This window comes from Rhodococcus sp. 11-3 (genome assembly GCF_023704055.1).
Lineage (GTDB): Bacteria > Actinomycetota > Actinomycetes > Mycobacteriales > Mycobacteriaceae > Rhodococcus > Rhodococcus aetherivorans.
Window position 1 is genome coordinate 4,993,227 of record NZ_CP080406.1, and the last position, 22,374, is coordinate 5,015,600.

The 22,374-nt window shown below is 69.5% G+C and carries 21 protein-coding genes; 7 read left to right on the forward strand and 14 right to left on the reverse strand.

Going from position 1 to position 22,374, the window contains the following annotated elements:
• Nucleotides 1-229 precede the first annotated feature (229 nt).
• From KZJ41_RS22960 to KZJ41_RS22970, 3 genes are all read left to right on the forward strand, one after another.
• Nucleotides 230-997 carry a FadR/GntR family transcriptional regulator gene (locus KZJ41_RS22960; RefSeq protein ID WP_051359211.1) on the forward strand — a complete coding sequence of 256 codons (768 nt, stop codon included), beginning with the start codon at nt 230-232 and terminating at the stop codon, nt 995-997.
• A gap of 92 nt (nt 998-1,089) precedes the next feature.
• The gene (locus KZJ41_RS22965; protein WP_029545782.1) at nt 1,090-2,211 is read left to right on the forward strand and encodes an extradiol ring-cleavage dioxygenase; all 1,122 of its coding nucleotides are present in this window, start codon (nt 1,090-1,092) and stop codon (nt 2,209-2,211) included.
• Complete coding sequence (locus KZJ41_RS22970; protein ID WP_029545784.1) at nt 2,208-3,041, forward strand: alpha/beta fold hydrolase; 834 nt, start codon at nt 2,208-2,210, stop codon at nt 3,039-3,041. Before KZJ41_RS22965 ends, KZJ41_RS22970 begins: the two co-directional genes overlap by 4 nt.
• Before the next feature lie 123 nt (nt 3,042-3,164).
• Here the strand turns inward: KZJ41_RS22970 and KZJ41_RS22975 are convergent, their stop codons facing one another.
• The 3 genes from KZJ41_RS22975 to KZJ41_RS22985 form a co-directional block, all read right to left on the reverse strand.
• Entirely contained in the window at nt 3,165-3,581 is a 417-nt protein-coding gene (locus KZJ41_RS22975) for a hypothetical protein (protein WP_029545786.1), read from the reverse strand.
• Between the two features lie 151 nt (nt 3,582-3,732).
• Nucleotides 3,733-4,215 carry a nucleoside deaminase gene (locus KZJ41_RS22980; protein WP_029545788.1) on the reverse strand — a complete coding sequence of 161 codons (483 nt, stop codon included), beginning with the start codon at nt 4,213-4,215 and terminating at the stop codon, nt 3,733-3,735.
• Between the two features lie 191 nt (nt 4,216-4,406).
• A complete protein-coding gene (locus KZJ41_RS22985; RefSeq protein WP_029545790.1) occupies nt 4,407-5,669 on the reverse strand; it encodes a lipase family protein in 1,263 nt (420 codons plus the stop codon).
• A gap of 168 nt (nt 5,670-5,837) precedes the next feature.
• Between KZJ41_RS22985 and KZJ41_RS22990 the strand changes: the two genes are divergently transcribed.
• The 4 genes from KZJ41_RS22990 to KZJ41_RS23005 all read left to right on the forward strand — a co-directional run bounded on the left by KZJ41_RS22990 (nt 5,838) and on the right by KZJ41_RS23005 (nt 10,252).
• Entirely contained in the window at nt 5,838-6,317 is a 480-nt protein-coding gene (locus KZJ41_RS22990; protein WP_006945886.1) for a nuclear transport factor 2 family protein, read from the forward strand.
• Nucleotide 6,318: 1 nt separating this feature from the next.
• Complete coding sequence (locus KZJ41_RS22995) at nt 6,319-7,149, forward strand: SDR family NAD(P)-dependent oxidoreductase (RefSeq protein ID WP_006945887.1); 831 nt, start codon at nt 6,319-6,321, stop codon at nt 7,147-7,149.
• Nucleotides 7,150-7,274: 125 nt separating this feature from the next.
• Nucleotides 7,275-8,426 (forward strand): bifunctional alpha/beta hydrolase/OsmC family protein, encoded by a 1,152-nt coding sequence (locus tag KZJ41_RS23000; RefSeq protein ID WP_006945888.1) that lies wholly within the window; start codon nt 7,275-7,277, stop codon nt 8,424-8,426.
• Nucleotides 8,423-10,252 (forward strand): glycoside hydrolase family 15 protein, encoded by a 1,830-nt coding sequence (locus KZJ41_RS23005; protein WP_029545792.1) that lies wholly within the window; start codon nt 8,423-8,425, stop codon nt 10,250-10,252. The genes KZJ41_RS23000 and KZJ41_RS23005 overlap by 4 nt, the downstream gene beginning before the upstream one ends.
• Nucleotides 10,253-10,325: 73 nt before the next feature.
• Here the strand turns inward: KZJ41_RS23005 and KZJ41_RS23010 are convergent, their stop codons facing one another.
• The 11 genes from KZJ41_RS23010 to dcd form a co-directional block, all read right to left on the reverse strand.
• Complete coding sequence (locus KZJ41_RS23010) at nt 10,326-11,321, reverse strand: ABC transporter ATP-binding protein (protein ID WP_037201143.1); 996 nt, start codon at nt 11,319-11,321, stop codon at nt 10,326-10,328.
• A complete protein-coding gene (locus KZJ41_RS23015; RefSeq protein ID WP_006945892.1) occupies nt 11,318-12,304 on the reverse strand; it encodes an ABC transporter ATP-binding protein in 987 nt (328 codons plus the stop codon). The genes KZJ41_RS23010 and KZJ41_RS23015 overlap by 4 nt, the downstream gene beginning before the upstream one ends.
• Nucleotides 12,301-13,206 carry an ABC transporter permease gene (locus tag KZJ41_RS23020; RefSeq protein ID WP_006945896.1) on the reverse strand — a complete coding sequence of 302 codons (906 nt, stop codon included), beginning with the start codon at nt 13,204-13,206 and terminating at the stop codon, nt 12,301-12,303. The genes KZJ41_RS23015 and KZJ41_RS23020 overlap by 4 nt, the downstream gene beginning before the upstream one ends.
• Nucleotides 13,203-14,150 carry an ABC transporter permease gene (locus KZJ41_RS23025; protein WP_006945898.1) on the reverse strand — a complete coding sequence of 316 codons (948 nt, stop codon included), beginning with the start codon at nt 14,148-14,150 and terminating at the stop codon, nt 13,203-13,205. Before KZJ41_RS23025 ends, KZJ41_RS23020 begins: the two co-directional genes overlap by 4 nt.
• A gap of 53 nt (nt 14,151-14,203) precedes the next feature.
• Nucleotides 14,204-15,739, reverse strand: coding sequence for an ABC transporter substrate-binding protein (locus tag KZJ41_RS23030; RefSeq protein ID WP_006945902.1), 1,536 nt, complete (start codon nt 15,737-15,739; stop codon nt 14,204-14,206).
• A 61-nt stretch (nt 15,740-15,800) separates the two neighbouring features.
• Nucleotides 15,801-17,324, reverse strand: a complete 1,524-nt coding sequence (locus tag KZJ41_RS23035) for an ABC transporter substrate-binding protein (RefSeq protein WP_037201145.1) — start codon at nt 17,322-17,324, stop codon at nt 15,801-15,803.
• A gap of 49 nt (nt 17,325-17,373) precedes the next feature.
• Entirely contained in the window at nt 17,374-18,918 is a 1,545-nt protein-coding gene (locus KZJ41_RS23040) for an ABC transporter substrate-binding protein (protein WP_006947590.1), read from the reverse strand.
• A gap of 146 nt (nt 18,919-19,064) precedes the next feature.
• Nucleotides 19,065-19,940, reverse strand: coding sequence for an alpha/beta fold hydrolase (locus KZJ41_RS23045; protein ID WP_044476609.1), 876 nt, complete (start codon nt 19,938-19,940; stop codon nt 19,065-19,067).
• Nucleotides 19,941-19,963: 23 nt separating this feature from the next.
• Entirely contained in the window at nt 19,964-20,401 is a 438-nt protein-coding gene (locus tag KZJ41_RS23050; protein ID WP_006947587.1) for a PPOX class F420-dependent oxidoreductase, read from the reverse strand.
• 4 nt (nt 20,402-20,405) lie between these two features.
• Nucleotides 20,406-21,443, reverse strand: coding sequence for a patatin-like phospholipase family protein (locus KZJ41_RS23055; protein ID WP_006947586.1), 1,038 nt, complete (start codon nt 21,441-21,443; stop codon nt 20,406-20,408).
• Nucleotides 21,444-21,736: 293 nt separating this feature from the next.
• The gene (gene dcd / locus KZJ41_RS23060) at nt 21,737-22,327 is read right to left on the reverse strand and encodes a dCTP deaminase (RefSeq protein ID WP_006947585.1); all 591 of its coding nucleotides are present in this window, start codon (nt 22,325-22,327) and stop codon (nt 21,737-21,739) included.
• Between the last annotated feature and the right edge of the window lie 47 nt (nt 22,328-22,374).

The following is a 22,374-nucleotide window of genomic DNA, read 5'->3' on the forward strand; positions in this document are numbered from 1 at the left end:
CGATGTTCCGACGGGGTGATCGAAACCGTAACAAATCATGACTACAGGATTCAAGATGATTACGTTGGTCCACCTTCCCGCGCCGGCACGCCCGCTACACCCCACACCCGGGGGCTCACAGCGCGCGAATCTCGCCAATCCTGCAGATACGATTGAGGTCGGACTACGGCCCTGCGCCGGCGTCTCCGGCATATACGCAGTTCACAGCCCTGGGAAGAGGTCGAACCTGATGACGTCATCGACTAGGACTCACTCGCGGACAGCGGACGGCCCCGGAAAGAAGCAGGCCCAGCGGTCGCTCTCGCGGGCACAACAGGTCGCCGTCGAAGTGGAGAACGAGCTGCTCGCCGCGCACACCCCGGTGGGGACCTCCCTCGGCCGACGTACGGACCTCATGGAGCGTTTCAGGGTCAGCCCGACCGTGATCAACGAGGCGTTGAGGATCTTGCGCGACCGCGGGCTCGTGGTGGTCAAGCCCGGGCCCGGCGGCGGGGTGTTCGTTGCGAGCCGGCCGCCACAGGTCCGGCTCGGAGCGCTCGACCTGTGGTTCTCCGGAACAGGAACGGATCCACTGGATCTGTTCGAGGCCCGCATGCACTTGGAGGACGTCCTGACCAGGGTTGCCGTAGAGCGGGCGGGCCCGACGGACATCCGCGACATGGAATGGGCACTGGAGTCGATGCGGTCGGCGGGCACGCCGCGCGACTTCCTGGATGCAAACCTGAGGCTGCATCTGGCGATCGCGCGAGCCGCCCGGATCCCCGTGCTGGCGGGCATGTACGAGGCGATCGCCGCGATCATCGGCGGTGCGGCCACGCGCGTCGAACTGCTGCCCGACCACGAGGAGATGTACCGGCACAGCATCGCCGTGCACGTCGAGATCGTGGCCGCCATCCGCGACGGTGACCGCGAGGCGCTGGACAAGTGCCTGGGACTGCACCGTCAGGACCTGGTGCGGGCGGTGGATCCCACTCGTTCGCCGGTCGCGCCGGAATAGTTGCCGACAATTGTGCTCCATCCCTTGAATTGTGCATACATGATTCCGTAAGGTTTGTCTCGGCAGCGATGCCGAATGCATGAGGAGGAGTCATGGCAGAATTCCTCGGGTTGGGGATCACTCACTATCCCTTGCTCGCCGGCACCGACGAGCACATGGCAGGGCTACTGCGGTGGACCCTGACCGACCCGGACATCCCGGAAGACCTGAAGGATCCGGCGAACTGGCCGGCCCGGATGCGCCGCGAATGGGACGACGACGGCGGCACGGCCGCCGCAGCCGCGCATCGTGCCGAGCTGGTCGACCACCTCGCCCGGTGCAGGGCCGCACTCGACGAGTTCGAACCGGACCTCGTGGTGGTATGGGGTGACGACCAGTACGAGAACTTCCGCGAAGAGGTCGTGCCGCCGTTCTGCGTGCTGGCCTACGACGACCTCGAGGTCCCGGCGTTCGAGGTGATGAACGAGCGCGGCAGCCCCAATGCCTGGGGACTACCCGACGACTTCACGATCACCCTGCACGGCGACCCGCAGGCCGCGCGGAGCCTGGCAAATGCCTTGATCGAGAACGGCTTCGACATGGCATACTCGTATCGCAAGCGCGCCGAGGCCCATTTCCCGCACGCCATCCTCAACACACAGATCTTTCTCGACTACGAGAACGCGGGATCGAAGCTTCCCTATCCGATCGTGCCGATCACCGTCAATTGCTATGGCCAGCATGCGATTGCCCGCAAGGGCGGCCTCGCTCGATTCGCCGACATCGCCGACGAACAGCTCGACCCGGTCGGCCCGACCCCGAACCGTTGCTTCGATCTCGGCGCCGCCGTAGCGCGCGCGTTCGCCGCGACCGACAAGCGGGTCGCCCTGGTGGCCTCGTCGAGCTGGTCGCATGCCTTCCTCACCGACAAGCTCTGGCATCTCCGTCCGGACACCCCGGTCGACGAGCGGCTCTACGACGCTTTCGTGCACGGGGACGTCGACACCTGGCGTGCGGTGAGCGGCACCGAGATCGTCGAGTCCGGCCAACACGAGATGCTCAACTGGTACTGCCTGCTGGGCGCGATGCACGAACTCGGGCTGCCACTGACCTGGTCGACACTCGTCACCACCGACGTATTCAACTCCAACAAGTGCTTCGCCGTGTTCTCCGGCAAGCCCGACGAAGCCTACGCCGGCGGTGCCGGTGGCCGGGCGGGACAGGAACCACGATGACCACCACCGACCTCGCCCAGGGCCGCCGAGTCGCCGTGCCCGGTGTCACCGCCGGACCGATCGACACGTTCTACCTCGAGGCCGGCAGCGGCGATCCCGTTGTGCTGCTTCATGGATCCGGCCCCGGAGTGTCGGGCTGGGCGAACTGGCAACACACCATTCCCGGGCTTGCCGAGCACTTCCGAGTGATCGCACCGGACACCGTGGGATACGGGGCTACCTCGCGTCCCGGGGACATCGTCTACTCACTTCGCACCTGGAGCGACCACATCCTCGGCCTGCTCGACGTGCTGGAGCTCGATCGGGTGTCGCTGGTCGGCAACTCGCTGGGCGGACGGATGGCGCTCGACCTCGCCGAACGCCATCCGGAACGGATTTCCCGAATGGTCCTCATGGGCTCGCCCGGCGTCGGGATGACCGTGACCGACGGGCTGAAGGCCCTGCGCGCCTATGCACCCTCCCTGGAGAACATGCGGGCACTGCTGCTCGACTACTTTGCGGTGAACCCGTCCATCATCACCGACGAGCTGGTCCGCATTCGCTACCAGGCGAGCCTGGAAACCTTCGACGCCTACCGCGCGATGTTCCTCGACCCCCGGCACAAAGGCAACGAGCTCGGTATCACCGAGGAGCAAGTGCGGTCGATCCGCACGCCCTCGCTCCTGATTCACGGACGGGAGGACAAGGTCGTGCCGCCGGAGGTCTCGTGGACCATGCTGCACCTGCTGCAGGACGCGGACCTGCACGTCTTCGCTCGTTGCGGGCACTGGACGCAGATCGAGCGGGCCGCGGAGTTCAACGAACTAGTCGCGGACTTCCTGCGGGGCTGAGCGCCGTCCGATCGACCACGCGAGGGACTTCGGGACGCCGGACAGCGGCAACGGCGGCCCGACCCCCGTGGAGTCGAGCCGCCGTTGTCTATGACTCCTCCCGCCCCGGCGAGCGGTCAGGACTCAGCCGAAGGAGAAGTGGTGGCTGCCGACGAACCGTGTCTGCGCCGGGCCGGGGATCGAGACGTCGATCGAACCGACGCTCCGGTACACGTGGTCGTCGTCCTGGCAGTCCGCGTCGACCGTGTAGTCGCCGTCGGGCACGTTGTCGAACTTCACGGTTTCGTAGTCGGCGTAGTAAATCTTCGCGCTCTTCACCAGGGGAATCTCGTCGATCACCGCGTTGCAGTAGTGCGGGTAGTCCGCCTCGGGGGCGCGGTAGTAGATGAACTTGACCGTGATCGTGTGCTCCCGCACGCTCACGCTCCAGCTGCCGTACGGGTAGGGGTCCACTGCCGATGCCGTGGGCGCGAGGCCCGTCATCAATGCGAGCGGCGCCGCGAGGGCGACCGCTGCGCGTCCGAGCTTCGAGCCCTTCATGGGCGTTCCTTTCGACCGTTGACCAGCCCGACCGGTTCAATGGTCGACCCAGGTACGGGTACAGGAACTGCAAAGCGCCGCAGTCGAACACAACCCGTGATCAACATCGATTGGCTGTCACCCGGCCGTGACCCAGCGTGTCACGGAACAGTCACACCGCGTGTCCGTGACACCGACGATGCAGGGCACGCACCTCGTCGAGGAGTTCCGGTACCGGCCCCTCGACGGTCACCCCGGGCGCAACCTCCTGGATCGGCAGGGCCCGGACGGGCGCCGGCGGCACGCCCAGCTCTTCCAGCCAGCCGACCAGTTGCGCCGAGGACGCCACGTACACGACGCGGCCCAGCCCCACCCATCCGTGCGCGGCCGCGCACATCGGGCAGTGCTCGCCGGACGTGTACACCGTCGCGCTGGCGCGCTCGGCTTCGCCCATGTGCGCGGCGGCCCAGCGGGCCAGTTCGAACTCGGGGTGCCGGGTCCGGTCCCCGCCCGCGACGCGGTTGCGGTCCTCGGCGAGGCTCGTGCCGTCGGCCGACACCAGCACCGAGCCGAACGGCTCGTCGCCGGCGTCCAGCGCCTCCCGCGCCAGTTCCACACACCGCCGCAGGTGCGTCATCTCCGATTCGTCGATCACGAGGTCCTCCCGGTGCCGCGGTCGTCGACCGCATCATGCCACCGCGGTCGTCGACCGCATCATGTCACCGCGGTCGTCGACCGCATCATGTCACCGCGGTCGTCGACCGCATCATGTCACCGCGGTCGTCGACCGCATCATGTCACCGCGGTCGTCGACCGCATCATGTCACCGCGGTCGGCCGGCGGCCGTCAGCCGGTGCAGGTGTTCTCGTCGGGCGCGCCCGCGAACCGCCGGTCCATCCAGTCCAGGCCTTCCACGGCGGCCGGGATCAGGCCGATCCCGTGACCCGCACCCGTCCCGGTGAGCACCGGCGGGATGCCGTAGCGGCGATAGGTGACGGATGTTCCTCCCGCGCACCACTTCCCGACCATGGTGTCGACGCCGCTCACCTGGACGAAGTCGTCGGTCGTGTTCTGCGCGACGAACGTCGGGATGGCGGGGGCGATGTTGCCGAGCTGCTGCTCGTGCACCAGCGACGCCCACGGTTCGGCGGCCAGGTGCTCGGCGATGGGCCGGCCGTCGACCGTGTACCAGGTCGTCGGGAAGAACGGATTCATGCGCGGCGCGTCGTAGATGCAGTACGTCTCGGCGCGCGCGAGGATGTCGCGTCCGGCGGGATTGAACACACTCAGCAGTTCCTCCCGCAACTGCGGATAGGCGGCGGCGAATCCGTTGACCACCCAGCCGATTCCGCCGGAGAGCAGCGAGCCGTCGCCGGCGACGGCGAGATCGGCGAGCGACGCCGGCGGTGAACCCGCGACCGCGGCGACGACGGGCAGCTCGGGAGCGTAGGTGTCCGCCAGCTCCGCGGCCGCCGCCGACGACATGCCGCCCTGTGAGTAGCCCCAGAAGCCGATGCGGGTGCCCTCGTCGATGCCGCGGTCGGTCAGCCGCAGGGCGGCACGGGCCATGTCGAGCATGGCGTGCCCCTGCGAGACGCGGTTCAGGTAGGGATGCACACCGGGCGTGCCGAGGCCCTCGTAGTCGGTCATCGCGACGGCGTAGCCCCGCGCGAGCAGCGGCACGATGTGCAGGTATTCGTACTCCTGGGCGTGATGGGTCAACTTCGACGGCGCGCACTGATCGCCCATGCCCTGCGTGCCCGGGCCGAGGACGATCGTCGGGCGCGGGCCGTCACCGGCCCAGGGTTGCGACGGCACGAACACCGTGCCGGTGACGGCGGTCGGGCCGCCCGTGGCGTTCTCGCTGCGGTACATCACGCGGGTGGCGGTGGCGTCGAGCGCCGGCGCGACGGCCGGTTCGGCGCGCAGGACGTCGCCGGCCGCACCGTCGGGCAGCGGGTCGGGCGGGAGGTAGAACCCGGCGTCGCCCGTGCCTGACACGGACCCTGTCGGAGCGGCGGCCGCGACGGGACCTGCGACGAGGGGCATGAGCAGCATCGTCAGGGCCGCGGTGAGCAGTCGGGCGGTGCGCATCGGCATGCCGAGCATTCTGCACACGTGTGTACCGCCACGGAAGGTGTTGCGTCGATATTTCTGCAACAAGTTCTATGACAGGATGACGCCACGGTCCGATCACCGGGACGACCGATGCCGAGAGGAGCCCCCCGGCGCTACGGTCCGCTCGCCGCTGTATCCGCAGGACGGAAGGACGACGCCATGACCGTCGAAGAGCGACTGGCCCGCCTCGAAGCGCTCGAGGAGATCCGGATGCTCAAGCACCGGTATTTCCGCGCGTGCGACGCCAAGGACCCGAAGGCCATGCGCGACTGTTTCGTCGCGACGGGCGCCGACATCTGTTACGGCCCCGCCCTCGGCAGCTTCGACGACGCCGACGCTCTCGTCGACGTTTACGCCCGCATCGCCCTCGAACGCGTCGACGACCGGTACATCGTGCTCGACATGCACCACGGCATGCACCCCAGCATCGAACTCACCGGCGACGGCACCGCCACCGGCGCCTGGACGCTGCGGTTCCGGCAGGTCGACCTGCGTGCCCGCACGGAGCGGGTGAGCGCACTCGACTACGACGACGACTATGCGTTCGAAGACGGCAGGTGGAAGATCGCCCGGTGCCACGTGCGCGTCCACTGGTCCATCGAACGGGCCCTGACCGACGACGTGAAAGTGGTGTTCTGACATGACCGAACGCAGGGTCGCCCTCGTCACCGGCGCGAGCCGCAGCGTCGGCAAGGGCATCGCATGCGCCCTCGGCTCCGACGGCTGGACCGTCTACGTCACCGCGCGGGGCCCGGTCGGCACCGACAGCCCCCTGGACCGGACCGCCGCGACTGTCACCGAACGCGGCGGGCTCGGCATCGCGGTGCAGTGCGACCACACCGACGACGAGCAGATCCGGGCACTGTTCCGGCGCATCGCCGACGAGCAGGGCGGCCGGCTGGACCTGCTGGTGAACAACGTGTGGGCGAGCCCGCCCGGGTTCGCGGGCTTCTCCGAGCCGTTCTGGAAACGCCCGATCAGCGATTGGGACAGTCTCGTCGGCGTCGGACTGCGCGCCCACTACGTGGCCTCCGTCGACGCCGCGCAGCTGATGGTGCCGCGCGGCAGCGGGATGATCGTCAACATCTCGTCGTTCGGCACCCGCGGCTACCTGCACTCGGTGCTGTACGGCATCTCGAAGGCCGGCCTCGACAAGATGGCCGCCGACATGGCCGTCGATCTCGCCGGCACCGGCGTCACCGCCCTGTCGCTGTGGCCGGGACTGGTGAAGAACGAGGCGATGCTCGCCCGCGGCATCGACAACTTCGAGGGCTTCTCCCTCGCCAACGCCGAGACCCCGGAGTTCGTCGGCCGCGTGATCGTCGCGCTGGCGAACGATCCGAAGGTGAACGAGCGCAGCGGGCGCACCCTGATCACCGCCGAGACCGCCCTCGACTACGGGGTCGTCGACGTCGAAGGCAATCAACCGGATTCGCATCGGGCCGCATTCGGCGGCGGCCCGCTGTACTGATCCGCGGCCCGGCGCACCGGGCGAGACGCCGTGATCACCCCTGCGGGTGCGGATCTTCCGCGGTTCTCACCGGGTTTCCCGAGGACGAGATAGCCTCGGGCGAGAGGGTGAAAGGGAGCGGCAGCATGCATAGCGAGAGACTCCACTTCGCCGGCTCCGGCGCTACGGAACTGGCGGGCCGGCTGGACCTGCCGGAGGGCACGCCGCGCGCGTTCGCACTGTTCGCGCACTGCTTCCCCTCCAGCGAGGACGTACCGGCGGCGGCGCGGATCTCGGAGGTCCTCACCGAGCACGACATCGCCGTCCTGCGCTTCGACTTCGCCGGTCGCGGTGGGTCCGGCGGGGACTGTGCCGGCACCACCTCCGGTCCCGATGTCGCCGACCTCGTGCGTGCGGCGGATTTCCTGCGTACCCACCATGCCGCTCCCAGCATCCTGATCGGCCACTCCCGCGGCGGCACGGCCGTCCTCGCGGCGAGCGAGCACGTGCCCGAGACGCGAGCCGTGATCACGATCGGTGCCCCGGCCGGGACCGAGCGGATCCACCGGCCCGGTACCGCACTGCTGGTGATGCACTCCCCCACCGACGACACGGTCGGCATCGACAACGCCCGACAGATCTTCGCGGCCGCCCGCCACCCCAAGTCCTTCCTCTCCCTCGACGGCGCCGACCACCTGCTCTCCCGGCAGTCCGACGCCCGGTTCGCCGCCTCGCTGCTGGCGACATGGGCGAGCAGGTACCTCGACGAGAACACTGCGGCCCAGGCGCCCACCGCGCCGGCCTCGGCCGAAGGCGTCGTCGAGGTCACCGGGAACGGAGCCACCCGGTTCGGGCAGCGCATCACCCTCGGCCGGCACCTGATCACCGCCGATGAGCCCACACCGGTGGGCGACGACACCGGGCCTTCGCCGTACGACCTGCTGCTCGCCTCCCTCGGCGCCTGCACGTCGATGACGCTGCGCATGTACGCCGACCGCAAGCAATGGCCCCTGGAGAACGTGACGGTTTCCCTGCGTCACAGCCGGATCCACGCCGCGGACTGCGAGGACTGCGAGACCCGGACCGGGCGGCTCGACAAGATCGAACGCGTGATCCACCTCGCCGGTGTTCTCGACGAGCAACAGCGGCAGCGTCTGCTCGACATCGCCGACCGCTGTCCGGTGCACCGGACGCTGCACTCGGAGATCGTGGTGGACACCGCCCTCGCAGCCGGTGACCCCGCCGACCGGGAGACCCGCGACGCACCGACGGCGACGACCGGGCCGGCACCGGCATGAGTTCGCTGCCCATCGGCGACTACGCACTGCTCTCGGATCGGCACTCGGCCGCACTGGTGTCGTCCGACGGTTCGATCGACTGGCTGTGTATGCCCCGCTTCGACAGCCCCTCGATCTTCGCCGCGATCCTCGACGACAACGCCGGGCACTGGTCGATCCGGCCGGCCGGCGAATTCCGGGTTCGGCGCGAGTACGTCGAGGGCAGCATGGTTCTTCGCACGCTCTTCCATACCGGCGGAGGGACCCTCGAGCTGCGCGATGCCCTGATCCTCGGGGATGCGCAGGACCCCCATCGCCTGGGGGAGCATGCGCCGCACATGCTGGCCCGGACCGTCAGCTGCACCCGCGGCAGCGTCAGCGCGGAGCTGCTGTTCCGGCCTCGTCCGGAGTACGGTCTCGTCGCGCCGGTACTGACCGCCGTCGACGGCGGGATCACGGCCGCCGGTGGGGCGAGCCGGTTGACCCTGTCGAGCACGGTGCCCCTCGAGGTCGGCGGCGGCGCAGCCCGGGCCCAGTTCGACCTGCACGCCGGGGAGAGCGCGTACTTCGCGCTGCAGCACGCGGCACTCGGCGCACCCGTCCCGCCGGTGCATCCCGGAGCCGCCGTCAGGGCAGCGGTCGACGACACGACGACCGGCTGGCAGGACTGGTCGGCGCAGCACCAGGCCTACCAGGGCCGCGCGCGCGACCTGGTCCACCACTCGGGACGGGTGCTGCAGGCCTTGAGCTACCAGCCCACCGGCGCGATCGTGGCGGCAGTCACCACCTCGCTTCCAGAGCAGGTCGGCGGTGCGCGCAACTGGGACTATCGCTACTCCTGGGTGCGCGACGCCAGCATGACCATGCAAGCGTTGTGGGTCGCTGCCTGTCCGGACGAGGCACACGAGTTCTTCGATTTCATGGCCACTGCCGCTGCCTGCTCCTACACCAACCGCCCCCTCCAGATCATGTTCGGCATCGGCGGGGAGCACGACCTGTCGGAGCGGACCCTTCCGCACCTCTCCGGCTGGCGTGGCAGCAAGCCCGTCCGAGTGGGGAACGGTGCCTGGACCCAGCCCCAGCTCGACACCTACGGCGAATTGCTCGACGCCGCCGCCCAGCTCCGTGACCAGGTCGGCTCGCTCGACAGTCCGACTCGAAACTTCCTGGTGGGCCTCGCCGACGCCGCCGCGGCACGCTGGCGCCAACCCGACAACGGCATCTGGGAGGTCCGCGGCGAGCCGCGGCACTTCGTGCACTCCAAGGTCATGTGCTGGGTGGCCCTCGACCGTGCTGTCGCCCTGGCCGACTGGCTCCACGCCGACGGCCATGTCGAGGCATGGACGGCCGCTGCCCAGGAGATCCGAGATGCGGTGCTCACGCAGGGGTGGAACGAGGCCCTCGGTTCGTTCACGCAGTCCTTCGGCGCATCGAACCTCGACGCCACCGCCTTGCTGCTGCCGATCGTCGGTTTCCTTCCCCCGGACGACCCGCGGGTGCTGTCCACGATCGATGCCGTCCGCGAGCGGCTCACCGACGCCCGCGGCCTGGTTCACCGCTACCACACCACGGCGGGGGTGGACGGCCTCGAGGGCCAGGAGGGGACCTTCCTGCTGTGCACCTTCTGGCTCGCCCAGGCCCTCGCCCTGGCCGGTCGCACCGACGAAGGTGCCGAGGTCTTCGAACGCGCGGTGGGCTACGTCAACGACGTGGGATTGCTCGCCGAGGAGATCGACTCCGCCACCGGGGAACAGCTGGGCAATTTCCCCCAGGCGTTCAGCCACATCGGACTGGTCAACGCCGCCTGGGCGCTGCACCAGGCAGAGCACGTCGGCACGTTCCACTGAACCGGCTGGATCGAGGTGGAGGAAGAGAGTTCCGGGGTTCGCCGGCCGCGTGATCGTCGCACCGGCGAACGCGTCACGCGAGGTGGCAGGCCACCTGCCCGCCGCCGGGCACCTCGGTGGTCTCCGGTCGGCGTTCCCGGCACACCGGCATCACCTGCGGGCAGCGGGAGCTGAACGCACATCCGGCCGGGGGATTCGCCGGGTCGGGCAGCTCGCCGTCGAGCCGGATCCGTACGCGGGTGCGTTGCCGCACGGGGTCCGGGACGGGCACCGCGGACAGCAGCGCCTGCGTGTACGGATGGGCGGGCTCGGTGAACAGCCGTTCCGACGGCCCCCACTCCACGATCCGGCCCAGGTACATCACCGCCGTGGTGTGGGCGATGTGCCGGACCACGGCCAGGTCGTGGGCGATGAACAGATATGCGATGCCCAACTCGGCGGACAACTCCTCGAGCAGCGCGATGACCTGGTTCTGGGTGGACACGTCGAGGGCACTCACCGCCTCGTCGGCGATCACCAGCCTCGGCTCCACCGCGATGGCCCGGGCGATGGCGATGCGCTGACGCTGGCCGCCGGAGAACTCGTAGGGGTAGCGCTCGGCGTGCTCAGGCCGCAACCCCACCTGTTCGAGCAGGCGGCGCACCTTCCGACGCCGAGCCTCGGCGTCCAGGTCGGTGTGCACCTCGAGCGGTTCGGCGATGGCGTCCCCGACCGTGCGCGACGGATCCAGCGAGGAGTACGGGTCCTGGAACACCATCTGCATGTTGCGCCGCGCATCCCGCAGTTCCGACCGGTTCAGCGTGGTGAGGTCGACGCCGTCGAGGACCACCGAGCCGGCGGCGACGTCGACCAGCCGCAGGATGCCGCGGGCGGTGGTGGATTTTCCGGATCCGGATTCCCCGACCAGGGCGAAGGTCTCGCCGGGCCGGATGTCGAAGCCGACCCCGTCCACCGCGCGGATCGTCCGCTTCTTACGCGACATCCGGCCCCGGACGGGGAACTCGACCCGCAGGCCCCGCACGCTGAGCAGCGGTGCGCTCGCGGCCGATTCGACGACGTCCACAGTCATGAGGTTCCCTCCAGGATCAGATCGGTCACCCGCGCGCAGCGCGATACGCGGTCGTCGCCGACCGGCCGCAGCGGCACGTCGACCGCGCACTCGTCGGCCCGGTGCGCGCAGCGCGGTGCGAACCGGCAGCCGACGGGGATCGAGCCGGGCGGCGGTGGTGAGCCGGGGATGGTGTGCAGGTCCGTCCGGCCGCCGATGTCGGGCACCGATCGCAGCAGGCCCTCGGTGTACGGATGCCGGGGCGCCGCGTAGAGCGCCTCGGTGCGGGCCCGTTCGATCACCTGTCCCGCATACATCACCACCACCTCCGTGCACAGGTCGGCGACCACGCCGAGGTCGTGGGTCACGAACAGCACCCCCATGCCGAATCGTCCGGCCATCTCGCGGATCAGATCGAGCACCTGTGCCTGGATGGTGACGTCGAGCGCGGTGGTGGGTTCGTCGGCGACGAGCAGTTTCGGCTCGCACGCCAGGGCCATCGCGATCATCACCCGCTGCCTCATGCCCCCGGAGAACTCGTGCGGATACTGCCGGACCCGGCGTGCGGCATTCGGGATTCCGACGAGGTCGAGTACCTCCACGGCCCGGGCCGTGGCGTCCTTCCGGCTCATGCGGCGGTGCCGGCGCACCACCTCGGTGATCTGGTCACCGACCGTGAACACCGGGTTCAGGCTGGTCATCGGCTCCTGAAAGATCATGGCGATGTCGTTTCCGCGCACGGACTCCAGTTCGCGAGCAGGCATGGTCAGCAGGTCCCGTCCCTGGAACCGGATGCTGCCGGCGACCGTTCGGGACTGCCGGGGCGGCAGCAGCCGCAGCACCGAGGAACACGTGACGGACTTGCCGGAGCCCGACTCCCCGACCAGCCCGACCAGTTCGCCGGCCGCGACGTCGAAGGACACGTCCTGCAGGACCGGCGTCCAGCCGGACGCGGTGGCGAACTCGACGCCGAGGCCGTGGACACTCAGCAGTGGTTCGATCATCGTTCGCTCCGGTTCTCGCGGCCCACCGAATCGCGGATGCCGTCACCGAGGGTGTTGCAGGCCAGCACGGCAAGGACGATGGCGACGGCGGGAATCAGGACGGGCCAGGCGGTGTAGTTCCAGGCCTCGCGTCCCTCGGCGAGCATCCGCCCCCAACTCGGGTCGGGCGGCTGGACCCCGAGGCCGAGGAAACTCAGCGAGGATTCGGCGAGCATGGCGAAGCCGCAGGCGAGACTGACCTGCACGATCAGCGGGGACAGGGTGTGCGGAAGAATGTGCTTGCGCACGATCCACGCGGTCGGGGTGCCGATGCTGCGGGACGCCTCGACGAAGGTGTTCTCCCGCACCGCGATCACCGCGCCGCGCACCACGCGGAAGAACCTGGGCCCGAAGACGATTCCGATGGCAATCATCGCGTTGGTGAGATTCGGCCCCATGACGCCGACGATCGCCATCGCCAGCAGCAGCGGCGGGAAGCTGAGGAAGGCGTCGGCGATCCGGGACAGCAGCGCGTCCCAGCGGCCGCCGAGAAACCCCGCCGTCAGCGCGGGGATCACGCCGAACGCCAGCCCCACCGACACCGAGATCGCCGCGGCCGAGACGGCGACCCGCGCGCCGTAGAGCAACCGCGACAGCGTGTCCCGGCCGAGGTTGTCCGTGCCGAGCAGATAGCCCTCGCTCAGCGGCGGCAGCCGGCGCGCCGTCAGTTCCTGCACCAGCGGATCGTGCGGCGCGATCAGCGGCGCGGCGAGACCCAGCACCGTGATCAGCGTCAGGAACACGGCCGCCGCGACGGCTGCGCGGCGGCCACGGAACCGGCGCAGGAACCGGCGGCGCGGGGATTCGACGACAACCGGGGACGCATCCTCGACGGTCTTCGGCGGCGTGATGGTTTCGCTCATGCGGCGCTCCTGGTCCGGGGGTTGAGGTAGCCGTACGAGATGTCGACGAGCAGGCTCATCACGACCGTCGCGAAGACACCGAAGATCACCACGCCCTGGATGGCGGGCAGGTCGCCGGACAGCACCGCCTGCACGGCGAAGTCCCCGAGTCCCTTGAGCCCGAACACCGACTCGATGACCGCCGTGCCGCCGAGCAGGAAGGCGATCTGCATGCCGAGCACCGTCGCGGTGGGGATGAACGCATTCTTGAGGGCGTGCTTCCACAGGACGGCACGTCGCCCGAGCCCCTTGGCCGTGGCGGTGCGGACGTAGTCCTGCTGCATCACGTCGATCATGGAACTGCGCAACTGGCGGGCGATCTCGGCCGCGGCAGCCAGTCCCAGCGCGATCGCCGGGAGCAGCAGGTGGCTGAGCCACGGCCACAGCCCCTTTGCGAGCGGTGTGTACCCGGTCGCGGGGAGTGCCTTCAACTGCAGGGAGAACACCAGCACCAGGATGAGACCGAGCACGAAGTTCGGTGTCGCGACGCCCAGCGTGGACCCGAGGCTGGTGGTCCGGTCCTGCCAGCTGCCGGGGCGGCTGCCGCCGATGATGCCGGCCGGAATACCCACTGCCAGCGCGACCAGCACCGACACGAGGGTCAACGACACGGTCACCGGCAGCCGGTCGACGATCATCTCGAGCACGGGGGCCTGATAGGTGAAGCTCGTCCCCAGGTCACCTCGCGCCAGACCGCCGAGGAAGTCGAGATACTGCACGACGACGGGCTGATCGAGGCCGAGATCCACGCGCACCGCCTCGATCTGCTGCGGTGTCGCGCTCTCCCCGGCGATCCGATGGGCGGGATCGCCCGGGATCAGGAATATCAGGCCGAACGTGATGGCGGTGGCGATCAGCAGCAGCGGTAGCACCGCGAGCAGCCGTTGGCCGATCAATCGAAGCATCCTGCCGGTCCTTTACATCTCTCGAGGTGTCGCTCGGGGCGCTGCCGCAGCGGTCATTCGGCGGCCGTGAGGCCGATCCCTCCCCATTCGTCCAATGCGCGGTACGGCTGGTATCCGACGACCCGGTCGGTGAGGGTGGCGCCGAGGTCGGCGAAGGCCAGGGGGATCATCAGTGCCTGGTCCACGACCGTGGCGGAGACGTCGCCGATGAGCCGTCCCCGGGTCTGCTGGTCCGGTTCGGCGTTCGCGGCGGCCAGGGCCTCCGCGAAGCCGGGAGTGACGTCGTGCGACGGGTTCTGCGGCGAATCCGGGGCGAAGTAGGTGGCCAGCAGCAGCGACGGATCGGCGCGTCCGGAGAAGGTGGTGAGCACGGCGTCGAGCTCCCCCCGGTTGAAGACCGGTGACATCTCGGCCGGGCTGAGCAGGCGGATCTGCATGGTGACCCCGATCGCGTCGAGCTGCTGCTGGACGATCTGCGCGATCCGCTCGTTCTCGGGCAGGTTCATCACCCCGGCGGTGAACGTGAACCCGTCGGGCAGGCCGGCGGCCGCGAGCGTCTCGCGGGCGGCCCGCTCCTCGTAGGCGTAGCGGTCGGCCAGTTCCGGGTTGTAGGCGAAGTAGCCCTGCGGGAAGTTCTGGCTGGCCGCCTCGCCGTGACCTTCGAGGGCCGAGTCGACAAGAGCCTGCCGGTCGATCGCGGTGCTCAGCGCCCGGCGCACGTCGACATTCCCGAATTCGCTTCGGGTGCGGTTGAAGTGCAGGACGTAGTGGTTCAGGCTGGTCTGCACCTGCGAGTCCAGGCCCTGTGCGGCGGCGGGGTCGATCGAGAGCGGCGTGGCCATCGCGATGTCGAGTTCGCCCGACGCCATCGCGTTGATGCGGGTCTGTGGGTCGGTGACGACCTCCCACTCGAAGCGTCCGGCGGTCACCGACTCCGGATCCCAGTAGCCGTCCCAGGCCACGAAGTCGTACGATGCGCCGGGCTGGGCGTCGGCGACGATGTACCGGCCGGCGCCGACGGGTCGCAGCACCAGGGCGGCGTCCTTCTCCGGCGTGCCGAACGCATTCGGGCTGACCATCATTCCGGGCAGATCGGACAGGGTCAGGACGAGTTGTGTGCCGGGTCCGGTCAACCGCAGCACCACCGTGGTGGGGTCGGGGGTCTCGATCGCCTCGACCGGAGCGAGCATCGTCGTGGTGATCGAGTCCGGCTCCTGGGCGCGTTCGAGGTTGGCCTTGACCGCCTGTGCGTCCAGCGGGGTGCCGTCCTGGAACTGCAGTCCCTCCCGCAGGTGGAAGGTGAGGGTGCGGCCGTCGTCGGAGAACTCCCACGACTCGGCCAGTCCCGGAATCGGGTTCGCGTCCCGGTCGCGGTGCACCAGCCGGTCGTACACCTGGGTCAGCATGATGTTGTCCTGCGCGACCCGGGTCTTGTGCGGATCGAAGGACGACGCCCCGTAGGTGGTGGCGTACCGCAGCGTCGCCTGGGGATCGACGGCGTCCGACGTCGCGGTGCCGGCGGACCCGCACCCGGCGAGGAGCGCGACGGCCAGCGCGGCGCCCAGGGCGAGTCTCGTACGACGGGCCATGATGTTCTCCGATTCTCGGCGTGGGATGGAGACGGGACGCGGGGTGGGAGGAAGACGGGTGTTACGGCGCGGCCACCCCGACGCCGCGCCACTCGTCGAGCACCCGGCTCGGCTCGTAGCCGACGACGGTGCCGGAGGTGATCGCACCCAAATCGGCGAACGCGACGGGCAACATCGCGGCGTGATCCATCACCACCGCGTTCACCTCCCCGAGCAGGGCGGCACGTTCGCCGGGATCGGTGGCCCGGTTGGCTGCTTCCATCGCCGCCCGGAAGCCGGGGATATCGTCGTGCGACGGGTTCTGCGGCGAGTCCTGCCCGTAGTACGAGGTCAGCAGCAGCGACGGTTCGGCGCGACCGGTCAGGGTGGTGAGGATGGCGTCGAGCTCGCCGCGGTTGAATGCGGGATTGAGGTCGGTCGGCGTCATCGACCGGATCTCCATCGTGATCCCCACCCGCGCCAGCTGTTCCTGCATGATCTGCGCGATGAGCTGGTTCTCCGGCAGGTTCGACGCGCCGGCGACGAACGAGAATCCGTTCGGCACACCGGCCTGTGCGAGCAGGGCCTTCGCGCGTTCGGGGTCGAACGCGTACTGGCCGTCGAGGGCGGCGTTGTGCGCGAAGTACCCGGAGGGGAAGTTCTGGCTGGCGGCCTCGCCGTGACCTTCGAGTGCGGTCTCGACGACGGCCTCCCGGTCGACGGCGTGGGCGAGTGCCTGCCGCACTTCGAGGTTCCCGAACTCGCTGCGGGTCCGGTTGAGGTTGAGCACGTAGTTGTTGAGGGTGGTCTGCACGTGCGACTCGAGGCCCTGTTGTTCGGCCGGGTCGACGGACAGCGGGGTGGCGATCGCGGCGTCGAGCTGACCGGAGGCCACCGCGCTCACCCGGGTCTGCGGATCGGTCATCACGATCCACTCGAAGGCGCGGGCCTGCACCGCCTCCGGATCCCAGTAGCCGTCCCGGGCGACGAACTCGTACTGCGCACCGGGCTGTGCGTGCGCGACGGTGTAGCGTCCGGTGCCGGCGGGGGTCAGCACCAGGGCGGCGTCCTTGTCGGGGGTGCCGAACGCGTTGGGGTTGACCATCATTCCGGGCAGATCGGAGAGGGTGAGCACGAGTTGCCCGCCCGGGCCGTCGAGTCGCAGGACCACGGTCTGCGGGTCGGGGGCCTCGACGGCGGCGACGCCGGCGAGCATGGCGGCGGTGATCGAGTCGGGCTGCATCGCCCGTTCGAGGTTGGCCACCACCGCGGAGGCGTCGAACGGGGTGCCGTCGGAGAACGTCACGTCCTGCCGCAGGCGCAGCGTCAGGGTGGACCCGTCGTCGGCGAACTCCCACGATTCGGCCAGCCCGGGAATCGGATTCGCGTCCCGATCACGGTGCACCAACCGGTCGTAGACCAGGTTGAGCATGATCGAGTCGCTGGTGATCCTCGTCTTGTGCGGGTCGAACGACGACGCACCGTAGGTGGTGGCATAGCGCAACGTCGCGTTCGGGTCGACGGTCTGCGCGGCGTCCGTCGCCGCGGAACTGCCGCACCCGGCCACCGCGACGGCGACGGCGAGCACGGACAGGGCGGCCTTCATCGATCTGTGAAACATCAGATTCCTCGGGGGGTTCGGGTCGTCGAGGGGTTCACGGGGCGGTGACGCCGACGCCGCGCCACTCGTCGACGAGCAGGGTGGGTTCGTAGCCCACGACCTGATCGGTCAGGGTGGAGCCGAGCTCGAAGAACACCAGCGGGATCGCGAGCGCGTTGTCGCTGACCAGCTTCGACACGTCGCCGAGCTTGCCGGCGCGCGCCTGCGGATCGGACTCGCGGTTGGCCGCATCCAAGGCCTCCTGGAATCCGGGGGCCGTGCTGCGGGACGGGTTCTGCCGAGACTCCGCCCCGTACAGCGAGGAGAACAGCAGGGCGGGATCGGACCGGCCGGTGAAGGTGGTGACGACGGCGTCGGCGTCCCCGCGGTTGAACGTCGGGGAGGCTTCGGACGGCGGCATCGGCTTCAACTGCATGTCGATGCCGACCTCGGCGAGCTGTTGCTGCACGATCTGGGCCACCTGCACGTTCTCGGGCAGGTTGAGCAGGATCGCAGTGAAGGAGAACCCGTTCGGCAGTCCCGCCTGTGCCAGGAGCTCCCGCGCCCTGTCGGGGTCGTACGGGTAGGCTCCGGCCAGGTCGGGCTCGTAGGCGAAGTAGTCCTTCGGGAAGTTCTGCGTCGCGGCCTCGGCGTGGCCCTCCATCGCGGTGTCGGCGATGGACTGCCGGTCGATCGCGTACGCCAGCGCCTGCCGCACCTCCGGCTTGCCGAACTCCCCACGCGACCGGTTGAGGTTGATGGCCATGTGGTCGAGCCGCAGCGCCGTCTCGACCCGAAGGCCCTGCTGCTCGGCGGCATCGATGGTCAGTGGCGTGGTGATGGCGGCGTCCAGGTCTCCGGAGGACACGGCGTTGAGCCGGGCCTGCGGATCGGTCATCACGGTCCACACCACGCTGTCGGTGCGGACCGCGTCGGGATCCCAGTAGCCGGGCCGCGCGGCGAACTCGTACTCGGCGCCCGGCTGCGCGCGGGTGACCGTGTAGCGGCCGGCACCGGCCGGGGTGAGCGCCAGCGCGGCGTTCTTCTCCGGGGTTCCGAATGCGTCGGGGTCGACGATCATCCCGGCCAGGTCGGACAGCGCGAGGACGAGCTGGGCGCCGGGCCGGTCCAGCGCGAGCACGACGGTGCGATCGTCGGGGGTCGTGATGCCGGTGACCCCGGCGAGCATCGGTGCGGTCACCGAGTCCGGTTCGAGGGCGCGGTTCAGGTTGGCCCGGACGGCGGCCGCGTCCACGGGGGAACCGTCGGCGAAGCTCACCCCCTCGCGCAGATGCAGGGTGAGGGACTCGTCCGTCAGCTCCCACGATTCGGCCAGGCCGGGGACGGGTTGCGCGTCGACGTCGCGGTGCACGAGCCGGTCGTAGACCAGGTTGAGCATCGTGGCGTCACTGGTGATCTTGGTCTTGTGCGGGTCGAAGGAGGACGCGCCGAAGACCGTCGCGTAGCGCAGGGGGATCGTCGGGTCGGTGACACCCGAGTGCTCGGACACCTCGGAGCCGCACGCGGCCACCAGCACCGCGCACGTCCCGAGGGCGGCCGTCCACCGCCGGATGGAAAACCTGCCCGTTGCGACCGGCATCTCGCCCCTTCCTCGAAGCGCTCGCGCGCACAGTCGATTTCAGGACGGACGTCGATGCGCACGGCCTGTTACCGACCGAACGTAGGGGCTTGTGACATGCCGCACATCGCCGTTCCCACTGAACGAGACCGTGCGGGAACAGGTGGTCAGCCGAGCGCGCCGAGAAGGGTGGAATTCACCTCCGCGGCCGGGACCATGGGCATCGTGTGGTGCGTTGCTCCCTCGACGATCACCGGCCGCAGCCGCGAGCTCGTCGCCGCGACCGCGGCCGCCACCCGCGCGCTGTCGTGGATCTTGCTGCCGGCCGCGAGAATCACCGTCGTGTCGACCGCGAGCCCGGCGAGGGTGGGACGTGCGGGGCGTTTCGGGACGACCAGCTTCGCCGTCGGGAAGTGCTCGGCGCCCTGGGCGGCGAGGTTCAGCCAGTCCGCGTCGAGGGGCCGGCCGCCGGTCTCCCACGCGAGGAAGCTGCGCTGGCGGTGGTCGCTCGGCCGGAGCAGCAGGGGGATCGCGCGGGCGAGGTACTGTGCGCGCATCCCGGCGAAGCACGAATTCGGATCGAGCAACACCATGTTCGAGATCCGCTCGGGGCGTTCGAGCGCGTAGGCGAGCGCGATCATCGCCCCGTACGAGTGGCCGGCCAGCCGGAACGAGGACAGGCCGAGCGTCGCCGCGATGCCGTCGAGCCACGACAGCAGATCGTCCACGCTGCGCATCGGCTTTCCGTGCGCGACACTCCGTCCCACGTCACCGATCGGATCCACCGCCAGGACCCGGTACCGGGTGGCGAGCGCGGCGGCGTTGGCGAACCACACCGTCGACGTCGCTCCCCCTCCGGGCAGCAGGAGGACCGGCGGCGCGTCCTCGCGGCCGCAGACGTTGATATGCGTTGTGCCGAATTCCGATTCGACCGTCACTGCGCCGACGTCCGCCGGCCACTTCGCGAGCACGGCATCGTAGGCGCGGAGGAACTGCTTCCCCGCAGTGGAGGCTGCGAATTCTGTTGTCGACGCACGCGGCATCGCCTTCCCCCCCTTCGTCCGGATCAGCCGGTCGGTCCGGCCATCCCGTAGAACCGTTCGACCCGCATCGTCAGCACGAGCCGGCGGTCGGCGACCATCGCGTCCCGGAACTCGTCCCAGTCCGGGTGTTCGCCCTGCACCGCCCGATACAGGGCGACGAGTTCCTCGACGGTGTCGTCGTGCGGGTCCTTCGCGACGGGCGACAGTTCGGCGGTGCCCTCCGCGACCGCGTACGCCCAGCCGTCGGCGGCGCTGACATACAGGCTCACGCGCGGGTCGCGGCGCATGTTCGCGGTCTTGGCCCGCCCGTCGGTGATGGAGACCGAGAACGTCCGGGCGCCGGGGTCGTAGTGGTACACGATGTTGGAGAGCTGCGGCCGCCCGTCCCGCTTCAGCGTGACGAGGGCGCCGATCTTCGTTGCAGCGAAGAGTGATTCGATCCTGTCTGCGGGCGCCGTCATGGGATCACCATCTCTTTCCGTGGGAACGGTAGCGCTTGACGTACTCCACCCAGTTCCAGGTCGACAGGAACCCCTGCGCCGCCTCGTACCCCTTGGCGAACTGTGCCTCGATCTCGGACTTGTCGAGGTGGAAGTCGAGGACCCCCACCTCGGTCGAGTCGACCCGGATCGTGCGGGCGCTGACCCACGGCTGGTTGAGGTGGGCCTGGTCGCGGCCGACGAGCACGGTGGTGACGATGCCCTCGATCAGCTCCGGGGAGTCGCCGAGGGCCGAGAACGGACGCAGCAGCCGCAGCGGTGGGAGGACCTTGTCGTTGTCGGCGGGCAGGTTCGGCAGCACGGTGACGCCGAAGGTGGGCCAGCGGGGTTGCTCGGTGTCGATCCGGTCGAGCGAGTCGATCGGGAAGTTCGACAGCAGCCCGCCGTCGACCAGTGTCGACGTCAACCCGGACGTGGCGGTGAGCGTCGCGGGCCGGAAATAGAACGGGATCGACATGGACGCGCGCACCGCGTCGGCCACCGACTGCTCGTCGGGATCGAGGCCGTAGACCGACCGGTAGTCCCACGGCAGCCGGACCAGCAGGCCCCGCGTGATGTCCGTGACGGTGACCACCAGCCGGTACCGTCGCTCCTCCGGGATGTCGTCGTCCTCCATCCGCAGATCCCCGAAGGTGCTGACGCCCAGGTCCTTCAGCGTGTCCCGGATCCAGGCGTGCGCGTAGTCGCCCTGGTAGATCCCCGACCCCCGGAGCACCCCGAATGCGGGACCCAGCAGGGGAATCCGTTCGACGGGACCCGGGTCGAGGAACTTGCGGTACTTGATCCCGAAGACGGCGTCGCGCATCTGCTCGCCCGTCCATCCGGCCTTCGATCCGGCCGCGACGATGGCGCCGACCACCGCCCCCGCGGACGTGCCCGACACCCGGTTGAGCCGGTATCCGGCGTCGGCCAGAGCCACGACGGCACCGGCGAGGCCGATGCCCTTCACCCCGCCGCCGGCGAGGACGAGGTCGGCGACGTCCGGATGCGGGGCTGCGGTCATCGCACACCCCCGAGGCCGCGTCCGCCGCCCGGGACGATCCGTTCGCACCCGTACATGGCCGCCTCCTCCTGCACCGCAGTGCCGCATCGACGAACTGTTCGCGGGACGGACGCACCCGGCTCCCCTGTCCCGTTCACACTATGCCGGGCACCGTGCGAACGCTGGCAGGAAATCGCGGTCCGGACTGTGAAGTGGCGGCTGGACGGGAGGATCTCGTGTCGAGGGGGCGCCTGTTGCGGCGAACGCCGAGAGGCCGGCGCAGCAACCGCCCCTTCGACGCGACAACCGCCCGGTCAGCTCGGGCGGGCGTCGGGGTGTTCGCGCACGAAGTTGAGATACGCCTTCGACGGCGTCGGGCCGCGCTGGCCCTGGTACTTCGACCCGACGGCGGCGCTGCCGTAGGGGTGCTCGGCCGGGCTGGTCAGCCGGAACAGGCACAACTGCCCGATCTTCATCCCCGGCCACAGCGTGATCGGCAGGTTGGCGACGTTGGAGAGCTCGAGGGTGATGTGCCCGCTGAAGCCCGGGTCGATGAACCCCGCCGTGGAGTGGGTCAGCAGCCCGAGGCGGCCGAGCGACGACTTGCCCTCGAGCCGGCCGGCGAGGTCGTCGGGCAGGCTGCACGTCTCCATCGTCGAGCCGAGTACGAACTCGCCCGGGTGCAGCACGAACGGCTCCCCGGGCGGGGCCTGCACCAGCGAGGTGAGCTCGTCCTGGCGCTGCGCGGGGTCGATGTGCGTGTAGCGGGTGTTGTTGAAGACGCGGAACAGGCTGTCGAGCCGTACGTCCACGCTCGACGGCTGCACCATCGCCGCATCGAAGGGGTCGATGCCGAGACGCCCGGAGGCGACCTCGGCGCGGATGTCGCGATCGGAGAGCAGCACGAGGTAGAGGCTAACAACTCGCACAGGGCGACTCCGAGAGCGCTCGA

Bases quoted from the DNA above. Each gene is read 5' to 3' on its own strand.
- KZJ41_RS23055 (WP_006947586.1), bottom strand. From the start codon at position 21,443: ATGACCGCAGCCCCGCATCCGGACGTCGCCGACCTCGTCCTCGCCGGC.
- KZJ41_RS22975 (WP_029545786.1), bottom strand. From the start codon at position 3,581: ATGAAGGGCTCGAAGCTCGGACGCGCAGCGGTCGCCCTCGCGGCGCCG.
- KZJ41_RS23035 (WP_037201145.1), bottom strand. From the start codon at position 17,324: ATGAAGGCCGCCCTGTCCGTGCTCGCCGTCGCCGTCGCGGTGGCCGGG.
- KZJ41_RS23020 (WP_006945896.1), bottom strand. From the start codon at position 13,206: ATGAGCGAAACCATCACGCCGCCGAAGACCGTCGAGGATGCGTCCCCG.
- KZJ41_RS22995 (WP_006945887.1), top strand. From the start codon at position 6,319: ATGACCGAACGCAGGGTCGCCCTCGTCACCGGCGCGAGCCGCAGCGTC.
- KZJ41_RS22985 (WP_029545790.1), bottom strand. From the start codon at position 5,669: ATGCTCGGCATGCCGATGCGCACCGCCCGACTGCTCACCGCGGCCCTG.
- KZJ41_RS23025 (WP_006945898.1), bottom strand. From the start codon at position 14,150: ATGCTTCGATTGATCGGCCAACGGCTGCTCGCGGTGCTACCGCTGCTG.
- KZJ41_RS23010 (WP_037201143.1), bottom strand. From the start codon at position 11,321: ATGACTGTGGACGTCGTCGAATCGGCCGCGAGCGCACCGCTGCTCAGC.
- KZJ41_RS22965 (WP_029545782.1), top strand. From the start codon at position 1,090: ATGGCAGAATTCCTCGGGTTGGGGATCACTCACTATCCCTTGCTCGCC.
- KZJ41_RS22960 (WP_051359211.1), top strand. From the start codon at position 230: ATGACGTCATCGACTAGGACTCACTCGCGGACAGCGGACGGCCCCGGA.
- KZJ41_RS22990 (WP_006945886.1), top strand. From the start codon at position 5,838: ATGACCGTCGAAGAGCGACTGGCCCGCCTCGAAGCGCTCGAGGAGATC.
- KZJ41_RS22970 (WP_029545784.1), top strand. From the start codon at position 2,208: ATGACCACCACCGACCTCGCCCAGGGCCGCCGAGTCGCCGTGCCCGGT.
- KZJ41_RS23040 (WP_006947590.1), bottom strand. From the start codon at position 18,918: ATGCCGGTCGCAACGGGCAGGTTTTCCATCCGGCGGTGGACGGCCGCC.
- KZJ41_RS23050 (WP_006947587.1), bottom strand. From the start codon at position 20,401: ATGACGGCGCCCGCAGACAGGATCGAATCACTCTTCGCTGCAACGAAG.
- KZJ41_RS23045 (WP_044476609.1), bottom strand. From the start codon at position 19,940: ATGCCGCGTGCGTCGACAACAGAATTCGCAGCCTCCACTGCGGGGAAG.
- KZJ41_RS23005 (WP_029545792.1), top strand. From the start codon at position 8,423: ATGAGTTCGCTGCCCATCGGCGACTACGCACTGCTCTCGGATCGGCAC.
- KZJ41_RS23015 (WP_006945892.1), bottom strand. From the start codon at position 12,304: ATGATCGAACCACTGCTGAGTGTCCACGGCCTCGGCGTCGAGTTCGCC.
- KZJ41_RS23030 (WP_006945902.1), bottom strand. From the start codon at position 15,739: ATGGCCCGTCGTACGAGACTCGCCCTGGGCGCCGCGCTGGCCGTCGCG.
- KZJ41_RS23000 (WP_006945888.1), top strand. From the start codon at position 7,275: ATGCATAGCGAGAGACTCCACTTCGCCGGCTCCGGCGCTACGGAACTG.